This is a genomic window from Victivallis lenta (assembly GCF_009695545.1).
Classification (GTDB): domain Bacteria; phylum Verrucomicrobiota; class Lentisphaeria; order Victivallales; family Victivallaceae; genus Victivallis; species Victivallis lenta.
Map to the genome: position 1 here is coordinate 93,603 of NZ_VUNS01000014.1, position 18,754 is coordinate 112,356.

The window sequence follows — 18,754 nt, forward strand, 5'->3', positions numbered from 1 at the left end:
ACGCAACCGGTTGTCCGTTATGTCCGTCAACTCCGAAATGGCCGCTTCAGGCGTTCGTGTCCGGTTCCGAATAATACCGGAACAGACGCTTGACGGTGTCGAAAGCGAGTTTGGGCCGCCGGTATTCGTCCAGCAGCCCGGCGCAGTTGAAGCCGCGCGGCTTGCAGCGGATCTGTCCGGAGTTGACGAAGCTTTTGCAGTCGATCATCTGCCAGAGCGTGACGCCGCAGTAGCGCGGATTGGCGAGGACCGCGTCGACGGCGGCTTCGAAATAGTCCGACTGGTACTCCTCGCTCCACTGGGCGCGTTCCCGGCTGCGGATTCCGTAGATGCCGCAGGCGCCGATTTCGCTGATCAGCAGCGGTTTGTCGGCGGCCGGTCCGGCGCTGAAGTGTTCGGCCCAGCGGCGGATCGCCGGTTCGACGGCTTCGAGGTTGTTCCGCGTCCAGTCGTCGCAGTCGCTGATCCAGCCCGGGTACGGATTGATCGAGATAAGGTCGGCCAGGTCGAAGCAGAGGTCGCGTTCGAACCGGTTCGAGGCGTAGGTGATGAGCCGGGAGTCGTCTTCGGCGCGGATCGCCTGGATGATTCTGCGGTACATCTCTTTTCCGGCCTGCGTATCCGAACAGCTCTCGTTGAGAAAGCCGTAAATGATGACCGATGGATTGTTCAGGCTCGATTTCGCCATGATTGCCGAGGCGCGGCAGAAGAGTTCGACGGTCTCCGGATTTTCCGCATCGGTTTCCGGCTGCCCCCAGCCGAAGCTCTCCTCCCAGACCAGGAACCCCATCTGGTCGCAGAGTTCGAGGAACTCCGGATTCTGCTGGTAGTGCGCGCCGCGGATGAAGTTGGCTTTGAGCTCTCTGGCGTATTTGAGATCGTCGACCATGAGCTGGGTCGGCTGCACCGGCCCGAATTCGGGGTGGGATTCGTGGCGGTTGACGCCGAGGAGCCGGAGCGGTTCGCCGTTCAGCAGAATAGTCCGCCCCTTCGCCTCGACAGTGCGGATTCCGAACCGCTCGACGATGAAGTCGTCCTTGATCCGGACCGCGATGAGGTGCAGATCCGGATGCTCCGGGCTCCAGAGCCGGAAGCCCGGGACTTCGATTTCAAACGCGATCTGGTTGTCCACCACGCGCGCTTCGGCCGGAGTCATCTCCTCGCCGTCGAAGCCGTAACTGAATTTCAGCACCTTCGGAGACAAGCCGCGCAGCGTCAGCTCGACGCGGATAAGGCCGGTTTCGAACTCCCTGGTCACCACGCGGAGCCGGTCGATCGCGAGTTTCGGCAGCTGCTGCATGACCACGCTGCGGTAGATGCCGCCGAAGCCGTAGAAATCGGCATACGGCTTGAAGAGCGGCACATTCTCCTCATCGAACCGGTTGTCGACCGCGACCACAACCTCATGGACGCCTTCTTCGACCGGAAACTCGAATTCGGTGACGGCATACGGAATTTGGCTGCGGCCGATCTCGCGCCCGTCGAACCAGAACCGCGCATAGAGTCCGACTCCGCCGAAGGTCAGCCGGCTCTGCCCGGCCGGAAAATGGAACGTCCGGCGGTAGAGCCCGACTCCGCGGCGGCCGATCCGTTCGCCCGCGGTGTCGAAGCAGCCGGGGACGGCGGCGATTTCGTCGTACACCTCCATGGAGGGAACGACCGTGTTCACATCGACCTCGTCCCCGAGCCAGGCGAACTCCCAGGCTCCGTCGAGGCAGAGGGTGTGGCGTTCCGGATAAGACGGATAACTTCTCATGGCATCTTCTCCCACTTTATGAACGGCGTTGCCGTGTCTGCCGGATGTGTGCTTTTGAAAGATAGTGTTGTCCCTGCGGAAAGTCAAGGTCTCCCGGTGATTTTCCGCTCTCCTTTCGCGGCTGATTTTCACCGCCGGAAAGAAGAAGGTCGAAAAAAGCAGAAGAAAAAACGTTTTATCACTTGACATTCGGAGAAAAATCGGACATAATTAATATCGTTTTGATAAAACGTTTTCATCGATTGGGAGATTTCAGATATGGTCAAATGCGGAATCAGGAGTGTGGCGCAGCTGGCCGGCGTTTCGATCGGGACGGTTTCGAAGATCCTGAATCCCGGTTCGGCCGCGAACATCCGGGTTTCGGAGGAGACCCGCGACAAGGTGCTGGCCGCCGCCGAGAAGCTCGATTACCGGCCGAGCTACGGCGCCAAGCTTTTGCGCGGCGAAAGTACGCGGACCATCGGATTCGCGACTTCGCTGCCGAAGGATCACAACATCGCCTATTTGTCGAGCTACACGTTCCGGCTGCTGAACGGGATCGGGCAGGCGGCGTCGCTGAACGGCTACCAGGTGCTTCTGCTGAACGGCGTCGATTACAGCTACTTCCTGAACATCAAGCGGGTGGATGCGCTGATCATGGTCAGCTTCCCGCTCTGCTCGAACCCGGAACGGGAGCGCATGCGCGGCATGTTCGAGGAGTTCGCCCGGCGGAATTACCCGTATGTCGTCATCAACGGGGAGCCCGCCGCGCCCGGCGAGCCGGTGATTCCGTCGATCGGGGTCGACAACGAATCCGGCATGCGGCAGATTGCCGAACTGATTCGCCGCAAAGGGTACGAATCGGTCGGGTTCGCCGGGGAGTTGACGCCGAATCCGCAGAGCCACCATCTTGAGCGCGTGCGCGCGCTGGAGCGGTTTCTGGCCGGCAGCGGCTGCCGCTTCTCTCCGGAACTGGTGCTGAACGGCAGCGGCAGCGGCATTCCCGAGGTCCCCCGGGTCGGCCGCTACAGCCATGAGGACGGCCGGGTCATCCTGCAGTATCTGCATGAGCGAAAACAGATTCCGCGCTGCATGGTTTGCGGCAACGACGATATCGCCATGGGACTGCTCAAGGCCGCGCGCGAATATGGAATCCGGATCCCCGAAGAGCTCGCCGTGATCGGCTTTGACGACGATGTGAATGCGGACTATCTGTGCGTGCCGCTGACTTCCGTGCACCAGCCGCTTGAAGAGTTCGGTCGTCTGGCAGTCGACTACGTTCTCGAAAAGATGAACGATCCCGGCCGGCAGATTCAGCTTACCATCGAACCGAAATTGATCGAGAGAAGTACGACATAGCGTTATTTCCCTTCCAGACGAGAGCTTCAATCGTAAAAAAAAGGAACCGCCAGATGAAACGAAAATCGTTCACTCTCATTGAGCTGCTGGTTGTGATCGCGATCATTGCGATTCTTGCCGCCATGCTGCTGCCGGCGTTGAACCAGGCGCGGGACCGGGCGCAGGGCGCGAAGTGTTTCGGGAACTTCAAGTCGATCGGGCAGGCCGCCGCCATGTATCAGGGGGACAGCGACGACTACTTCCCGAACGGCGGCGTCACCGACTACAATGCGGCTCCGACTACCGAAGGGCGCTGGTTCCAGAAGCTCGAAGCGTACACGAAAAATTACGCGGTGTTCAACTGCCCGGCCATGATCAGGCAGCAGCCGAACTGCGAGGTCGCGAACGCCGCCGGACAGGCGGTCGGGGGCTGGAACCCTGCATGGGGAGCGATTCCGCGCGGCCGGGCAGGGGCCGGAGCCGCCTGCGGTTCCGCGCTCAACACCAGCCAGTTCGGTGCCGCAAGCTCTTCGACCGGGCTGCCGAACTACACGGTCAAGCTCCGGAATCTTCAGGACCAGATCAATTCGATGTGGAAAAATCCGCGCCCGACGGTCGGCAAAATCGTCTTTGTGACCGATGGAACGTTCAATGTCTATTCGACGAATTACGATGCGTCCGGTTCGATCCTGCAGCTGAACCGCTTCGTCCATAACGACCGGAGGAACGTCCTCTATGTCGACGGCCGGGTCGAATCCAAGGGGCTCAACGACCTTCGCGTCTGCGAGGGAGACAACGCCGCCGGTCCGTACTGGCGGGTCATATTCAGCAACTGAAGACAACGGGGATAAAAAAAGAAAGGAACCCGGTTTATGAAATACGGACTCTGGCTGTTGGCCGCCTGTTTGCTCTGCACGGCGGCGTCCGCGTCGGTGAAGCTGGCCCCCGAGGGGATCGAGATCGACGGCGGCGCAATGGGGAAGCTGACCTTCCTGTACCCGAAGTTTACGCCGCCGGACGGCAAAAGCGTATCGCCCGAGGTGAAGCTCTCCGGTGACGGCCGGGCCGAGATCACCTATCTGGCGGAGGGAACCCCCGTGCTCGTCCTGGCCCGGGAGGGGGACGCGGTGACCGGAACCATGGCCACGAAGTCGGCCGGGAAATTCCGCTGGGAGATGCGCATCCCGATCACCTTCGCCGGAACCGGCTTTTTCGCATTCGGGGAAAACGGCGGGAAAAAGCCGTTTCCGAAGACGCTGCCGGAGAAACCGCATCTGGCGCAGCTGAACTCCAATGCGTTCAGCCTGTTCGACGGCAACAGCGACTGCAGCATTTCAATCCGCATCGATCCCGGCGCGTACTGGCAGCTTCAGGACAACCGCGCCTGGAAGTGGAAGATCTTCGAGCTCAGTCTGCTGCAGGATGTCTATGCGGACCGCCGGGAACAGAAGCTTTCGTTTCAGTTCGGCGCGGAGCAGCCGAAGGTCGCCAAGGTCCGCGTCGACCGGTTCGGCCAGCCCGCGGAACTCGATTTCCCCGGCAAGATCAGGTCGGAGCAGGAATTGAAGGATGACGTCGCGGCCGACAGAGCGTACTATGACTCGCTGACGCCGCCCGCGCTTTCGCCGTGGGGCGGCATGCCCGGGAGCCGCGAAAAGTTCGGGCTTGAGGCGACCGGTTTCTTCCGCACCGGCAAAGCCGCCGGGCGCGATGTGCTCGTCACTCCCGAGGGCGATGTATTCTTCCAGCTCGGCGTCTGCACGATCACGCCCTGCGACGACTACACCTACATCAAGGGGCGCGAACAGATTTATGCGTGGCTCCCGAAATACGAGAGCGAGTATAAAAGCGCGTTCCGCGGTCACTGGGCGACTGATTTTTCGTTCTATCTGGCCAACCGCATCCGCAAGACCGGAAAACCGTTCGAGCTTGAAGAGTGGAAGTCCGAACAGATCGACCGGCTGCACAAATGGGGCTTCAACAGCGACGGCGCGTTCACCAGCCGGGCGGAAGTGAATCGCAAAAAGAAATTCGGCCGCGTCCCCGGGCTCTACAAGCCGAAGGGGCTCATCGGCGATCTCTGCGACCCGTTCGACCCGGCGATCCGCGAGGATATGGACCGGAATTTCAGCAAGCTCGCCGCGGATAAGGACGATCCGACCGTCATCGGCTACTTTATCGCGAACGAACAGCCGTATCCGGATGTCGCCCGCCTGGTGCCCGGCTTCGACGGCAAGGTCGCCGCAAAACGCGAGCTGGTCGGCATGCTGGAGAAAAAGTACGGTTCCATCGACAGGTTCAATGCGGCATGGGGACTGGATGCCGCCGGATTCGACGTGCTGAACGATCTGCCGCTGCCGGTCCGGACCCGCGAGGCGTGGGCGGATATGGAGGCTTATGCCGCCCACTTCTTCGACGCGTATTTCAAGCTGGTCGGCGAGACCTTCCGCAAATACGACCCGAACCACCTGCTGCTCGGCGCCCGTTTTCTCGTCGCGAATGCGAATGTGGAGAGCGCGGTCGCGGCCTGCGGCAAATACTGCGACGTCTTCAGCTACAACTACTACTCGCGCACGATCGATCCTGCTTTGCTCGACCGGATTCACCGGCTGGCCGGGAAACCGCTTCTGTTGTCGGAGTGGAGCTTCGGTACTGCGGAGCAGGGGCTGGCCGGCGGCGTCGTCGACGTCCGCAACCAGGTCGAACGCGGCAATGCGTACCGCAGTTACGTCGAGGAGGCCGCTTCGCTGCCGTATGTGATCGGGAGCCAGTGGTTCTCCTATGTCGACCAGGCGCTGACCGGGCGCTTCTTTCAGCACTACAACGGCGAGTGCATGAATATCGGGCTGGTGAATGTGGCCGACCGTCCGTTCAAGGAGTTTCTCGCCGAGGCGATGAAGACCAATTACCGCATCTATGATGTGATGTTCGGCAAGGTCAAGCCGTTCGTCTGGAGGCCGGAGGGGGCGGTCGGCGAGCGCGCCGCCAAGAGCGTGCAGATTCCGCATGCGGTATCCGGACACAAGGTGGACGGCGTTCGGGAGCCGTGGCCCGGCCGCCCGTCGGAGCGCATCGACGGCTCCTGCCTCGTTTCGGGTGCGGACGACGGCGGCGTCGGCGCGGATTTCTGGCTCTGCTGGGATCGGGAAAACCTCTATCTGTTCGCGGAGGTCCGCGACTCGACTCCGGCCCGGAACAGCCGGAAGGGGAAGGATCTCTGGCAGAGCGACTGCATCGAGCTCTTCGTCGGCTCCGAGGAACTCGGCAAGGGCGGACCGCTCCTGTTTTCGGACCGGCAGGTTCTGATTTCCGCCGGCCGGCCGGAGGGCGGCATCTGGATCGTGAACCGGCCGGAACAGCCTGCCGGAGCCCGCGTCGTGGTCACGCCGAATGCGAACGGCTATGCGCTGGAGGCCGCGATTCCGTGGAACGCGCTCGGGATTACCCCGGAATCGGGCCGCAAATTCCGGTTCGACATCGGACTGGATGACGGCGACGACGGTCCGCGGCGGCTCCGGCAGTTCATGTGGAGCGGCAAGGCCGGCAACAGCGCCGAACGCACCGCCTGGGGCAGCGCCACGCTCGTCGATTGACGGGGAGGGAAGGGGGCGGATCATCCGCCCCCGCCGAAGGCGGAGTTTTTCCCCGGTGAACCTCACTCTGGGGAACTTGCACACGGCGTCAATTACTTTTTCGCCGCCGGCTTGCGATTCTTCCGCTCGTGGCGCTGGCGGGAGAGCTCGATGGCGGCCAGCCGGCGCGTCTCCTGCAGATCGACCGACGGCGCCGGGAGCCTGATTCGCATCGACTCCATGGTTTCAAGGATGATCTGGGAGACGGCGAGGTTGCGGAACCACTTGCAGTTGGCGGGAATCGCAAACCACGGCGCTTCTTTGGTCGAACATTTCATCATGGCGACCTCGAACGCTTCGACATAGTCGTCCCAGTACTGCCGCTCCGGATAGTCGTTGGCGGAGATCTTCCAGTGCTTTTCCGGGCGTTTCAGGCGGCGGACGAAGCGGCGCAGCTGCTCCTCCTTGTCGATGTGCAGGAAGAACTTGACGATCCGCGTTCCGTTGTGCTCGAGGAGCTCCTCGAACTGGTTGATCGCCTTGTACCGGTACTCGAGCTGCTCGGGCGTAGCGAACTTGTGCACGCGCTCGATCAGGACGGCTTCATAATACGAACGGTTGAAAATGACGACTTCGCCGCGGCGCGGCACGACCGGATGGACGCGCCAGAGGAAGTCGTGCGACTGCTCGAGGCTGGTCGGCGTCTTGAACGACTGGACGCGGCATCCCTGCGGATTCATGGCTGAAAACACGTTGTTGATCGTTCCGTCCTTGCCGCCGGCGTCCGGTGCCTGCAGGACGATGAGAAGCGACTGCTTGCCCTCGGAGTAGAGGTCGTTCTGAAGCCGGGCGATCCGGTGATTGTTCTTTGCCAGCAGCTCGAGAGCGGCCTCTTTGTCCTTGAAGTCGAACGTTTCGTCCGGATTCCGCCTGGAGAGATCGACCTTGTGGCCCGGTTTGATGATGAACGCTTCGTAAAAACGGTTCATGGAAAGCCTCCCCGCGCTCAGAATTTCTTCAGAACTTCAAGGTTGTGCCTGATCAGCCGGTTCAGGGTGTTGACCGAGGCGGCGGAGCGGCCCCCGTCCTCGGGGGTGCCGAGGCAGTAGTCCACCAGGCGGTCGACGGTCGAGACGGCCACGTGCATGCGTGTGTCGCTCGAGGCGTAATAAAGGTAGACCGTGCCGTCGTCGTCGGCGATCCAGCCGTTCGAGAAAAGCACGTTCGAAACGTCGCCGGTGCGTTCCTTGCGGAGCGGGGCGAGCAGATAGCCGCCGGGGCTGGCGATCTTCTTCGACGGGTCCTCGAGCGAAGTCATGTACATATAGAGCACGTAGCGGAGCCCGTCCGCGCAGCCGCGGACGCCGTGGGCGAGGTGAAGCCAGCCCATCGGAGTTTTGATCGGGGCCGGGCCTTCCCCGTTCTTGACCTCCTTGATCGTGTGGTAGGCGCGCTCGTCGATGATGGTTTCAGCGGTGACTTCGGCGTTCGTGATGTCATCGATCAGCGCCCAGCCGATGCCGCCGCCCGAACCGGCGTCGATGAAGCCGTCCTGCGGGCGGGTGTAGAACGCATATTTCCCGTCGACGAATTCCGGATGCAGGACGACGTTGCGCTGCTGGCTTTTCGACTTGAGATCCGGAAGCCGCTCCCAGTGTTCCAGGTCGCGCGTCCGCGCGATTCCGGCGGCGGCGACGGCGCTGGAGAGGTCTCCCGCGGGCGCATTCGGATCGCGCCGTTCGGTGCAGAAGATGCCGTAGATCCAGCCGTCCTCATGGCGGGTCAGCCGCATGTCGTAGACGTTCGTGTCGGGCTCGTCCGTCTCCGGCATCGTGATCGGGTAGTCGCGGAAACGGAAGTTGTCGATGCCGTTCGGACTTTCAGCCACCGCGAAGAAGGATTTGCGGTCGGCCCCCTCCACCCGGACCACAAGGCAGTACTTCCGGCCGAGCTTGATGGCGCCGGAGTTCATGGTCGCATTGCAGCCGATCCGTTCGAGAAGCAGCGGATTGGTCTTTTTATCGAGGTCGTAGCGCCAGAAGATCGGCACGTGCCGCGAGGTCAGAACCGGATATTTGCAGCGGTTCAGCACACCGTTGCCGGGGAGAATCGTATTTTCCCGCGATACGAGCTTTTCATGTTTGCGGAACAGCAGATCGACATTTTTGTAAAAACTCATAAAAGACCTCCCGGTTGTTGACTGGCGGGCGTAGTAATCCATTCAATCGAATATTCGCCTCTCTTTCTTATAATATCCGCCGGGAACGGTAAAATACAAGATTCTCTTATCGAAAAATAACATTTCCGGTTGAAAAAAAACGAAGGAACGGCTATTTTTGAATGATGCATTTCACGATAGCGAACAAGGGAGGACTTCCCGATGGACAATTCGAAATCCGCCGGAACGGCGGGCGGTTACAATTTCGGAACGTTCGGCGGAGTTTACACGCCGGCGCTGCTGACGATTCTCGGTCTGGTCATGTTCATGCGCACGAACTTCGTGCTCGGCAGCGCCGGACTGGTCAATATGCTGATCATTCTCGCCGTCGGGGCGAGCATTTCGCTGGCGACGGCGCTTTCGATCGCGGCGATCGCAACGAATACCGAGGTCAAGGGGGGCGGCGCCTACTACCTGATCAGCCGGGTGCTGGGGCCGTGTTTCGGCACGTCGATCGGGCTGACGCTGTTTGTGTCGCAGTCGCTGGCGATTCCGTTCAACATTCTCGGCGCGTCGGAGTCCCTGGTCACCCAGTGGCCGCAGCTGCGGCCGTATTTCCCGCTTCTGAATCTCGGCCTCGGCGGAATCCTCGCCTTCCTGGTCTGGAAGGGGGCCGACTGGGCGATCAAGGCGCAGTATTTCATCATGGCCGTGCTCGGCGTTTCGATCCTGGTCTTCCTGCTCGGGCCGATCGGCAGTTTCTCGTTCGAAAACCTGCGGGGGAATCTCGCTCCCGCGGAGGGGGTCGTTTCGATGATTCCGCTGTTTGCGATCTTCTTTCCGGCGGTGACCGGCATCATGGCCGGAGTGAATATGTCCGGCGACCTCAAGTCCCCGCACATTGCGATTCCGCGCGGCACGCTTGCGGCGCTCGGAACGGCGGTTCTTCTGTACCTGGTGCAGATTGTGATCGCGGCGGGCTGCTTCCCGCGCGAGGAGATGATCCGGACGCCGTACCGCATCCTGACCTCCAACGCGCTCTGGGGACTCTGGTTCATGGTGCTGGCCGGCGTGCAGGCCGCGACGCTTTCGACCGCGCTCGGCTGGCTGCTCGGCGCGCCCCGTGTGCTGCAGAGCCTCGGCGTCGATGACGTTCTGCCCGGAATCGGTTTTTTCAAGCAGGGGGTCGGTCCTCAGAACGAGCCGCGCCGGGCGATCCTGGTCGTGATGGCCATCATCACGCCGATTCTGCTCTGGGCCGGCTTTCTCGGGCAGAGCGAGTCGGATATCGAGCATTCGCCGATCAATCTCATGAGCGAGCTTGTTTCGCTCTTCTTCCTCTTCACCTACGCGATGATCAATATCGCCGCGTTCGTCGAATCGCATGGGGCGAACCCGTCGTTCCGGCCGCGTTTCCGCTTTTTTCACTGGACGGTCGCCGTCTACGGCGCGGCCGCCTGCTGCATCGCCGCGTTCCTGATCGACCTCTGGCTGTCGGTGGCGGCGCTGGTCATCATCGGCGGGCTCTACCTCTGGTCGCGTTACCGGAATCTAGAGATGGGTTACGGAGATGCGCGGCGCGGCTATGTCTATTCGCGCATCCGCTCGAATCTGCTGACGCTCCCGCGGCTGCCGCTCCACCCGAAGAACTGGCGCCCGACCATCGCGATCCTGACCGAGGAGCCGGAGACGCGCGGCGACCTTGTCGAATATGCGATGCTGATGAGCCAGCACCGCGGCATCCTCAGCATGATTCAGATCATTGAGCTGGAAGACCGCCATGATTTCGGCAAGCTGCGCACCGACCGGCTGCGGGAGCTGCGCGGCCTGATCCGGGAGCGCGAATGGCAGGTGTTCCCGACCGTGGTGGTGGCGCCGGAGTTCGACGTCGCGCTGCAGACCGTGCTGCAGAGCCATTCGCTCGACCCGATCCGGCCGAACATCATCATGATGGGGTGGCCGCACCAGCGGGAGCGGGTCCGGCCGTTCTACGGGCATCTGCAGATGATCGTCAACGACTTTCACCGGAATGCGATCGTTCTGGCCAATGCGTCGAGCAGCTTCATTCCGCAACGGTTCGACGGCGGCACGATCGACATCTGGTGGCAGAGCCAGGCGGGCGGCTCGCTGATCACGATCCTCGCTTATCTGGTCCAGCTGGACCGGGGCTGGCGCAAGAGCGTGCTGCGCATCTTTCTCATGGATTCGAAGGCGGAGGAGAAACGGATCCGGCACGTGCTCGACAAGGCGCGGATCAGCGCCGAGATCGTCCGGATCGATCCCGGGGCGAAGCTCCATGTCATGCTGCCGCGCTTCTCCTTCAACGCCGAACTTGTTTTCATCGAGTTTGAAGAGTACGATACGCGCGAAGAGCGCCGCCAGATGGTGAACCATTACCTGATTGAGCGGGAACTGAAGAATATGCCGCCCTGTTTCCTTGTGGTATCGAACGGCGAGGCGGATCTGCTGGCATGAACCTGCGCGGGAAAGACGCCTGGGAACAGGCGGCCCTTGCGCTGGCGGCGGGGGACCGGGCCGCGCTCGGGACGGTGCTGCCGAGGCTTCCCGCGGCGGCGGCGCAGGCGATTGCCGCCGTTGCGGAGCGTTCCATCCGGCCGCTCCGGAATGCGGCTGCGGTCCCGGCAGGCGTTGAATGGATCGGCGACAGCCGCTTCGCCGCGATTTTTGCGCGGGAACGGGCGACGGTCCGCTGGAGTCTGCCGGGGCGTGAGCTGGTCACCGGCTGTTACCTGGCGCAGGGGGACGCGGCCGAGTTCCGGCTGAGCCCCGGCGAATGCCGTTTTTTCGTCCTGCGGGAAGGAGCGGATGCGTAAGATCATTCATATCGATATGGATGCGTTTTTCGCCTCTATCGAGCAGCGCGACCGGCCCGGGCTGCGCGGGCTGCCGGTCATCGTCGGCGGTTCGGCCGAGCGGCGCGGAGTGGTTTCCACCTGCTCGTACGAAGCCCGCGCGTTCGGAGTCCACTCCGCGATGCCGATGAGGACGGCGCAGCGGCTCTGTCCGCAGGCGGTCTATCTTGAGGTCGATATGAAAAAATACCGGAACGAGTCGGCCCGGATTCGCGAAATTTTTTATTCCGTGACCGACCTGGTCGAACCGGTTTCGATCGACGAGGCGTATCTCGATGTGACCGAAAACAAGCGGAGCGAATCGAGCGCGACGCGGCTGGCGCGGGCGGTCCAGCGGGAAATTTTCCTGAAGACCGGCCTCACCGCTTCCGCCGGTGTCTCCTACAATAAATTCCTGGCCAAGATCGCCTCGGATCTGAAGAAACCGGCCGGGCTTACGGTCATTCCGCCGGAGCGGGCGATGGAGTTTCTCGATTCTCTGCCGGTGGGGAAGTTTCACGGTATCGGGAAGGTTTCGGCCGCGAAGCTGACCGGGATGAATATCCGGACCGGGCGCGATTTGCGGCAGCTCGATGCCGCGACGCTTTCGGCGCTGTTCGGCAAGACCGGCCTTTTCTATTACAATATCGTGCGCGGCATCGACAACCGTCCGGTCGAGGTGGAGGACGAACCGAAATCGATCGGTCACGAGATCACTCTGGCCGAGGACTGCACCGACGTGCGGGCGCTCCGGATCATGCTGCGGCAGCTGGCGCGGCGCGTCGCCCGCCGCCTGCAGGCGCGGAATCTGGCAGGGAAAACCGTCACGATCAAGGTGAGATACGAGAATTTCGAGACGGTGACCCGTTCGCTTTCGCTGCATGTTCCGGTCTGCGGCGGGGCGGAGATCGGAGAAATCGCGGTCGGGCTCGCGGCGAAAACCGAACTGGCCAGCCGCCCGGTCCGGCTGCTCGGCGTCACGGTCGGTAATTTCTCCGGTCCCGAACCGGACCCCGGTTTCGAACAGCTGGAATTCCGTTTTTGATCCGCCGCAGCGGGGAATCCCCTTGATTTTTTGCGGCGGCGTGATATTTTGAATGGCAAAGGAGAGCTCATTATGATTCGTCCGCCCGCTTACAGTGACATGCTTCAGAATTATTACGGTGAGTTGTTCATGCGCCTTCGCCGGGAACGGCAGTCGCGCCTTGCTGCGGTCGATTCGCCGCAGAAGGCGCGGCATTATGTGTCGCAGGTGCGGCAGTCGATCCGCGATGCATTCGACCTGCCGGGAGAGCGCACGCCGCTCTATGCCCGGGTCACGGCCTCCGAGGAGGCGGACGGGGTGCGGACCGAGGCGGTGCTTTATGAACCGCGCCCGTGTTATCTCGCTTCGGCGCTGCTGTTCCGCCCGGCCGGAAAGGTCGATGGCAAACTGCCGGCCGTGCTCGGGCTGTGCGGCCATTCGCAGAACGGCAAGAGCAGCGAACCCTACCGGATTTTCTGCCGGACGCTCGCCCGCGCCGGTTTCATCGTACTGCTGCCGGACCCGGCCGGGCAGGGGGAACGGCTGCAGTTCATCCGTACGCCGGGCGACCGTTTTTCGGAGCGGTGCTGTGACGAGCACAATCAGCTCGGCAAAATGCTCGGGCTGTTCGGCGACAATTTCGCTTTCTGGCGGGTCTGGGATGCGATGCGCGGGCTCGATTACCTGCTCAGCCGCCCCGAAGCGGATTCTTCCCGCGTCGGAGTGACCGGCAACTCCGGCGGCGGCACGCTTTCGACCTACCTCTGGGCGCTTGACGACCGTCTGACCATGGCGGCGCCGGGGTGTTACATCACAAGCTTCCACCGAAATTTCGACAATGAGCTGCCGGTGGACGCCGAACAGGCGGTTCCCGGCATTGCGGCTGCCGGCATCGAGATGGCCGATTTCCTGATCACCCGGGCGCCGTCGCCCTGCCTGGTCCTCGGGCGCGGCAACGACTTTTTCGATCCGCGCGGCACGAAGGAGGCGGTTGCCGAGACCGGGAGAATCTACGAACTGCTCGGCGGGCGCGATCATCTGGCGTTTCACGTCGAGCCGGGCGACCACGGCTACGGTCCCGGCAACCGGCGGGCGATGTACCGGTTTTTCATGGATGAGGCCGGAATCCCGGGGGAGGTCGAAGAGCTGTCGGCCGGACCGGAGCTTTTCGCTGCGCCGGACGGGCAGGTCAACTGGATTCCGGGCAGCCGTACCCTGCCGGAATTTCTCTCCGCATGGTGCGGCGAGCCGGTCCGGGAGCCGATGCCGGTTCCGGCGTTCCTGACTGCGAACGGGATCGTGCCGCCGGCGGAGACGCCGGATTACAAAGTTCTGCGCAACGGCTATCCCGCCCCGGGCCGGGTCGTCTCCGTCTACGGAGTCCGCAGCGAGGGCGGGATTCTCGCCTTTCTGCACACCTGTGACTGCCGGCCGCTGAATATCGTGCCGGAGGGAGAGGCGGCAACGCTGCTCGTGGCCGCGCGCGATGCGGAGGAAGAGCTGCTCGCGGCCGCGCTTCCGGCGGACGGGTCGCGGCTTTTCACGCTTGACGCGCGCGGATTCGGCAAGAGCTTTCCGCTGACCGGGGACCGGGATACGGATTTTTTCACGCCGTACGGAACCGAGTATTTTTATGATGCGGCCGGAGTTATGCTTGATTCTCCGCTTTTTTCCGGCCGCGCCCGGGATGTGCTCGCGGCGCTTGCTGTGCTGCGGGCGGCCGGATACCGGTCGATCCGGGTGATCGGGCGCGGAGTGTCGTCGCTGTTCACGGCGTTCGGCTGCTGCGCCGGCCCGGAACTGTGGGAGTCGATCGAGCTCGAAGAGGCGCCGGCTTCAATGCGGACACTGGTCCGCAAGGCGATCTATCGGGAGCCGCAGTCCTTTGCGCCGCGCGGCATGCTGCGCCATTTCGACCTGGCTGAAGTCTACGCGGAGCTGGCGGTCGGTCATAAAGTCAAGATCCGGTAGGACGCGCCGGCGGCCGCTTCCGATCGTCACGGGGCGCGGAGTCCCGCAGCCGGCAGGAGGAGGGAAGCGCTGAACGTTGATTGACCGGATATAAAAAGCCCCGGCAGCGCGATTGCTGTCGGGGCTTTGCTTTCGTCTGTCTGCGGATTACTCGAAGACGACGAACGGGAATTTATCGGGATTCTTGGAGTCTCCGATGCCCGGGGCGATGTGGATCCAGCCGTCGCGGCCTTCTCCGTCATTGTCGTTCACGAGCAGGTTGAAACGGAATCCGTTGCGGAACATCTCCGGCGTCATGCCGGCCGCGTTTCCGGGGAGCGTGAAGTCGTAGCCGGTCACATTGCCCTCGCGGGTCGTGACGAGTCTGCACGCCTTCGCCACCGCGGCCGGATCGAAGCCGGTCGGGGTCTGGAAGACGATGACTTCGGGCTTGCCGGAATCCAGCCGCGAAAGACCGATTTCCCAGTGTCCGGTCTGGCCCGGAAGCTGGAAGGCGAACTGGATGTTGTCGCCCTTCCAGACATTGAAGCCGTCGAACGGCTGGCTGTGTCTGTCATCCGTCACATCGGCGCGGAGGCGGAAGCTGCCGTTCGCTTCGCCGAGGAAAATTTTCGCGCTGAGGTCGTTCGCATCGCGCCAGACGCGATGGTTCAGCGCCGGATCCGCCGCGGTGATCGAGACGACCTGGCTGCGGTCGTTCAGCACGAAATCGGGTTTGCGGTTGAAGTTGTCGCCGGCAGGCACCGCCACGGCGGCATTGACCGGAACGACGAGATTCCCCTTCCACGGCGTGCCGTCGAGCGTATAGGCGACCAGCAGCGACTCGCTGCTGCCGTAGTTCGCCTTGAAGTCGTTGCCGACTTCGAGTTCGAATTCGACCTCGGCGGTCTTCCCGGCCGGAACCTGCACTTCATGCGACGGCGCGAGCGGACGGAAGCTCTTCGGGAACTTCTCCAGCGCCAGGCGGAACGTGCGGTCGCTGCTGAGCGGGTTGAACACCTTGACCTTGAACCGGAGCGGATGCCCCGGAATCGCCACGCCGCCGGCGGAGACTTCGAGCAGCCGTCCGGCGATCTCCGCAGAGGCGGCGCCGGTCAGTTTCAGCGTCTCCGGCATCGGCGAAAGGGTCAGGAGCGCCATGCCGTCGAGGAGCTGCTGCGGCTTTTCGTTGCCCATCAGGTCCACCGTCGAGGCAGCCGATGCATTGGACTTGACCACGAGCGTCAGCGATGAACCGAAGCCCGATTCGTCCCAGGCCGGGATCAGCGTGTCGGCGCCGTCCGAAAATTCGAACGCCCAGAGGTTGGCGCCGAGATCGTACTGGCGGATATACTTCATGTTCCGGTAGAGACCGGCCAGCATGTTGTAGGCGGAATAGACCGGCTTCGGCTGGAAGTCGTTGGTGACCATGCCGTAGTTATGTTCTCCGTCAACCGGGTCGTAGCCGTCGTTGCGCAGATCGTACCAGGTGTAGCCGATCGAGCCGCGGCTCCAGGCGAAGAGGAGTTTCTTGAACAGCGTGATTGCCTGGTTGCGTTCTGCGCCGTTGAGCGAGTGGATCGCCGTTTCGTTCGCGTACCACGGCACTTCGGTGCCGGTTTCCCGGCGCATCGGCAGGAACTTCTCGTCGACGACCTGGGCGAACTGCTGGAACGAACCGTGTTCATGATAGGCGTGAACCTTGAAGGCTCCTTTGGCGAGCTTCAGGTAGTCGCGGTGGAAGGTCGGGCTCTTCTTGCCGGGGTGGTCGGTCATGGTCGCGAAACCGCCGGTCATGACGATCGCCTCGGGAACCGCCTTGGCGAGCTCCTCATAGGTCGCTTTCTGGAGCTGGACGTACTCTTCGAGGCTCATCTGGTTGAAGCCGCCGAGATCCGGTTCGTTCCAGACCTCCCAGAAGCGGATGCGGCCGCGGTAGCGGTCGGCCATGGTGCGGACGTATTCGCGCCAGGCGTTGAGTTCCGGCATGCCGCGGTTCCAGTCGAGCCAGTTTTTCGACGCCTGTCTCTCCGGCGTGGCGGCCCATTTGGCCGTGAAGGCGAACATCGCCTGGTGTTCGATGCCGACCGTCTCGTAGGCGTTGACGAGGAAGTCCATCTTTTCGAAGTTCCAGACGCCGCGTTCGGGCTGGATGCCGCCCCATTCGATACTGTCGCGGACGACTTTCACGCCGCAGGTCGCGGCGGCTTCGACCTCCCGGAGCTGATCGACCATGCTCCAGCGGCCCGAATGGGTGCAGACGCTGAACAGGAAGCCCGGCGCGCGTCCCGGCGTCGGGCCGGCGGGAACCAGATAGGCGAAACTGCGGGAGGATTTGCTCTGCATCGCCGGGGCCGAGGCCTCCGACACGGTCGCGGTCACATCCCAGTGGCCGAGCACTTCGGGCTTCCATTCCGTTGAGAAGATTTTGATTTCGCCCGGCAGGAGCTTCGCAGTGAAGCTTTCGCGGTGGGTGTTGCCGACGAAGCTCTTGAAATCAAGCGAGATATTGAACTCCCCGGCCTGATTCGAGGTGTTCGTGAACATGTATTTGAGCGCGGACTCCTGGCCGGATTTCAGCACATGGATGTCGTTGCCGGTCAACACGGTGAAATCGATCGCCTCGGTGAGCGGCTGGTCGACGCCGAGCGTGCTGCCGGTCAGCAGCACCGATCCCGGCACATTGCCGGAATTGACCAGCGCGAAGCGCTCGACCCGCACCGGGAGCTTGGCCGCGGCCAGCGTTTCGGTGAGGTTGAAGGAGAGCTGGTTGTTCCCCTGCTTCAGCGGCAGTTCGGCGGTTTTGATCTGGGCGTTCGCCGCATCGCGGAACACCCAGTAGCATTTGACGTTTCCGGCGTTCAGCGCCGCGTCGAGCTTCAGGACGGACGGGCGCGAGTGGAAGAAGGTGAGGCTCCCCATCCGTTCACTGAACGAAGTTTCACCCTTGATGTCGTTCACGAGGAGCCCGCCCGGCCCGAGACTGGGCTGGCCGCTGCCCCAGACGCGGTTGAACGAGTTGCTCAGGTTGAATGCGTAGAGCGGCCGGGTGGCGACCGTCTTTTCTCCGCCCGAAACAGCCGCGGTCACCGACAGGATCCGGAAGCTCGCTTCCGGGAGATTCTGCGAGTAATCGACGCCGAAGCCGTAGACCTTCATCGGCTGGTCGAGCTGCTTGTCGTTGTTGCCGCCCCAGCTGTTCTGCCACTGTCCGGCGGAAGCCTCCCAGGTCACCTCACTGACTCCGCCCTGTGCGAAGTTCACGGATTTGGAGAACTGGAACGTCTCGTTGCTCTTGTCGGTCATCCGCAGCCCGATGCTGCGCACGGGGCAGCCCGCCGGCGCTTCGATTCGCGCCGTCACCGAAACCTTGCTGAACTCCGGGAGCTGGAGCGGACGGTTGAAGACCAGTTCGATGTACTTCGATTTCGCCGGTTCCCAATTCACTTCCACGCCTTTGCCGGCCGCATAGGCGTAGTTGGCCGGAGCGCCGCCGCCCGGAACGTATTTTTTGATTCCGGCATTCAGAGCGACCGCGAGTCCGGCGGCCGGGGCATTTTCGGTTTCGGCCTCGATCGACGAAAGCGTGATTTCGGAAGGCGCCGCATTGCGGTCGTAGTCGAAGCTCACCGCATTGATCCGGACCGGCTGGTCGAGTTTTTTGTCGGCATTGTTCCCCCAGCTGATGAATTCGGTGTCGGGAGCGATCTGCCAGACCGCCTCGATGGTGCCGTCCGCGGCCTGCCTGACCGGGATCGAATACTGGAAGGTTTCGCCCTTCGCATCGAGCAGCCGCAGTCCCATCCTGCCGACCGGCGTGCCGGCCGGCGCCTTGAAGATCATTTTCACGGTGGCGTGGGTGAAGGAGGGCAGGGCGGTGGTCCTGTTGAACGCAAGTTCAACATAGGGTGACGCTTTCGGGTCCCAACTGACCGGAAGAACGCCGTTTACGGTTTCGAACCGCTTGTTTTCGATGCCGGGTGCGACGCGGGTCACGCCGCCGTCGAACGGAACCGGGGCGGCCGGAAGCTGGCCGCCGATGGCGAACGCTGCCGCGAACGTTGCCAGAGCCTGATAACGGTTTGGTTTCATGAACTGCCTTTCGTATTGAATCTTATGCGGAAA

11 protein-coding genes are annotated in these 18,754 nt (G+C 62.4%); 7 read left to right on the top strand and 4 right to left on the bottom strand.

Annotation, left to right across the window (positions count from 1 at the left end):
- Nucleotides 1-46: 46 nt before the first annotated feature.
- Entirely contained in the window at nt 47-1,756 is a 1,710-nt protein-coding gene (locus FYJ85_RS13310) for a glycoside hydrolase family 2 protein (protein WP_177995393.1), read from the bottom strand.
- Between the two features lie 258 nt (nt 1,757-2,014).
- Here FYJ85_RS13310 and FYJ85_RS13315 point away from each other — a divergent pair, with 258 nt between their 5' ends.
- The 3 genes from FYJ85_RS13315 to FYJ85_RS13325 are packed head-to-tail and all read left to right on the top strand — an operon-like array spanning nt 2,015 to nt 6,666.
- The gene (locus FYJ85_RS13315; RefSeq protein ID WP_106055631.1) at nt 2,015-3,094 is read left to right on the top strand and encodes a LacI family DNA-binding transcriptional regulator; all 1,080 of its coding nucleotides are present in this window, start codon (nt 2,015-2,017) and stop codon (nt 3,092-3,094) included.
- Between the two features lie 53 nt (nt 3,095-3,147).
- Complete coding sequence (locus FYJ85_RS24195; protein WP_106055632.1) at nt 3,148-3,909, top strand: prepilin-type N-terminal cleavage/methylation domain-containing protein; 762 nt, start codon at nt 3,148-3,150, stop codon at nt 3,907-3,909.
- Between the two features lie 36 nt (nt 3,910-3,945).
- Nucleotides 3,946-6,666 (top strand): sugar-binding protein, encoded by a 2,721-nt coding sequence (locus FYJ85_RS13325; protein ID WP_154419137.1) that lies wholly within the window; start codon nt 3,946-3,948, stop codon nt 6,664-6,666.
- Between the two features lie 92 nt (nt 6,667-6,758).
- Here the strand turns inward: FYJ85_RS13325 and FYJ85_RS13330 are convergent, their stop codons facing one another.
- Together FYJ85_RS13330 and FYJ85_RS13335 are read right to left on the bottom strand one after the other, a co-directional pair.
- Nucleotides 6,759-7,634, bottom strand: a complete 876-nt coding sequence (locus tag FYJ85_RS13330) for a nitrate reductase associated protein (RefSeq protein ID WP_106055634.1) — start codon at nt 7,632-7,634, stop codon at nt 6,759-6,761.
- A 17-nt stretch (nt 7,635-7,651) separates the two neighbouring features.
- On the bottom strand, nt 7,652-8,824 hold the full coding sequence (locus FYJ85_RS13335) for a glycoside hydrolase family 130 protein (RefSeq protein ID WP_154419139.1): 1,173 nt from the start codon (nt 8,822-8,824) through the stop codon (nt 7,652-7,654).
- A gap of 201 nt (nt 8,825-9,025) precedes the next feature.
- On the opposite strand from FYJ85_RS13335, the gene FYJ85_RS13340 reads away from it, so the two are divergent.
- The 4 genes from FYJ85_RS13340 to FYJ85_RS13355 all read left to right on the top strand — a co-directional run bounded on the left by FYJ85_RS13340 (nt 9,026) and on the right by FYJ85_RS13355 (nt 14,650).
- Complete coding sequence (locus FYJ85_RS13340) at nt 9,026-11,278, top strand: APC family permease (RefSeq protein WP_154419141.1); 2,253 nt, start codon at nt 9,026-9,028, stop codon at nt 11,276-11,278.
- Nucleotides 11,275-11,637 carry a hypothetical protein gene (locus tag FYJ85_RS13345; protein WP_154419143.1) on the top strand — a complete coding sequence of 121 codons (363 nt, stop codon included), beginning with the start codon at nt 11,275-11,277 and terminating at the stop codon, nt 11,635-11,637. The genes FYJ85_RS13340 and FYJ85_RS13345 overlap by 4 nt, the downstream gene beginning before the upstream one ends.
- On the top strand, nt 11,630-12,700 hold the full coding sequence (gene dinB, locus FYJ85_RS13350; RefSeq protein WP_106055638.1) for a DNA polymerase IV: 1,071 nt from the start codon (nt 11,630-11,632) through the stop codon (nt 12,698-12,700). Before FYJ85_RS13345 ends, dinB begins: the two co-directional genes overlap by 8 nt.
- A 72-nt stretch (nt 12,701-12,772) precedes the next feature.
- Nucleotides 12,773-14,650 carry an alpha/beta hydrolase family protein gene (locus FYJ85_RS13355; RefSeq protein ID WP_154419145.1) on the top strand — a complete coding sequence of 626 codons (1,878 nt, stop codon included), beginning with the start codon at nt 12,773-12,775 and terminating at the stop codon, nt 14,648-14,650.
- A 147-nt stretch (nt 14,651-14,797) separates the two neighbouring features.
- Here the strand turns inward: FYJ85_RS13355 and FYJ85_RS13360 are convergent, their stop codons facing one another.
- Entirely contained in the window at nt 14,798-18,721 is a 3,924-nt protein-coding gene (locus FYJ85_RS13360; protein WP_154419147.1) for an endo-1,4-beta-xylanase, read from the bottom strand.
- Between the last annotated feature and the right edge of the window lie 33 nt (nt 18,722-18,754).

Bases quoted from the DNA above. Each gene is read 5' to 3' on its own strand.
- FYJ85_RS13355 (WP_154419145.1), top strand. From the start codon at position 12,773: ATGATTCGTCCGCCCGCTTACAGTGACATGCTTCAGAATTATTACGGT.
- FYJ85_RS13360 (WP_154419147.1), bottom strand. From the start codon at position 18,721: ATGAAACCAAACCGTTATCAGGCTCTGGCAACGTTCGCGGCAGCGTTC.
- FYJ85_RS13345 (WP_154419143.1), top strand. From the start codon at position 11,275: ATGAACCTGCGCGGGAAAGACGCCTGGGAACAGGCGGCCCTTGCGCTG.
- FYJ85_RS24195 (WP_106055632.1), top strand. From the start codon at position 3,148: ATGAAACGAAAATCGTTCACTCTCATTGAGCTGCTGGTTGTGATCGCG.
- FYJ85_RS13330 (WP_106055634.1), bottom strand. From the start codon at position 7,634: ATGAACCGTTTTTACGAAGCGTTCATCATCAAACCGGGCCACAAGGTC.
- FYJ85_RS13340 (WP_154419141.1), top strand. From the start codon at position 9,026: ATGGACAATTCGAAATCCGCCGGAACGGCGGGCGGTTACAATTTCGGA.
- FYJ85_RS13315 (WP_106055631.1), top strand. From the start codon at position 2,015: ATGGTCAAATGCGGAATCAGGAGTGTGGCGCAGCTGGCCGGCGTTTCG.
- FYJ85_RS13310 (WP_177995393.1), bottom strand. From the start codon at position 1,756: ATGAGAAGTTATCCGTCTTATCCGGAACGCCACACCCTCTGCCTCGAC.
- FYJ85_RS13325 (WP_154419137.1), top strand. From the start codon at position 3,946: ATGAAATACGGACTCTGGCTGTTGGCCGCCTGTTTGCTCTGCACGGCG.
- FYJ85_RS13335 (WP_154419139.1), bottom strand. From the start codon at position 8,824: ATGAGTTTTTACAAAAATGTCGATCTGCTGTTCCGCAAACATGAAAAG.
- dinB (WP_106055638.1), top strand. From the start codon at position 11,630: ATGCGTAAGATCATTCATATCGATATGGATGCGTTTTTCGCCTCTATC.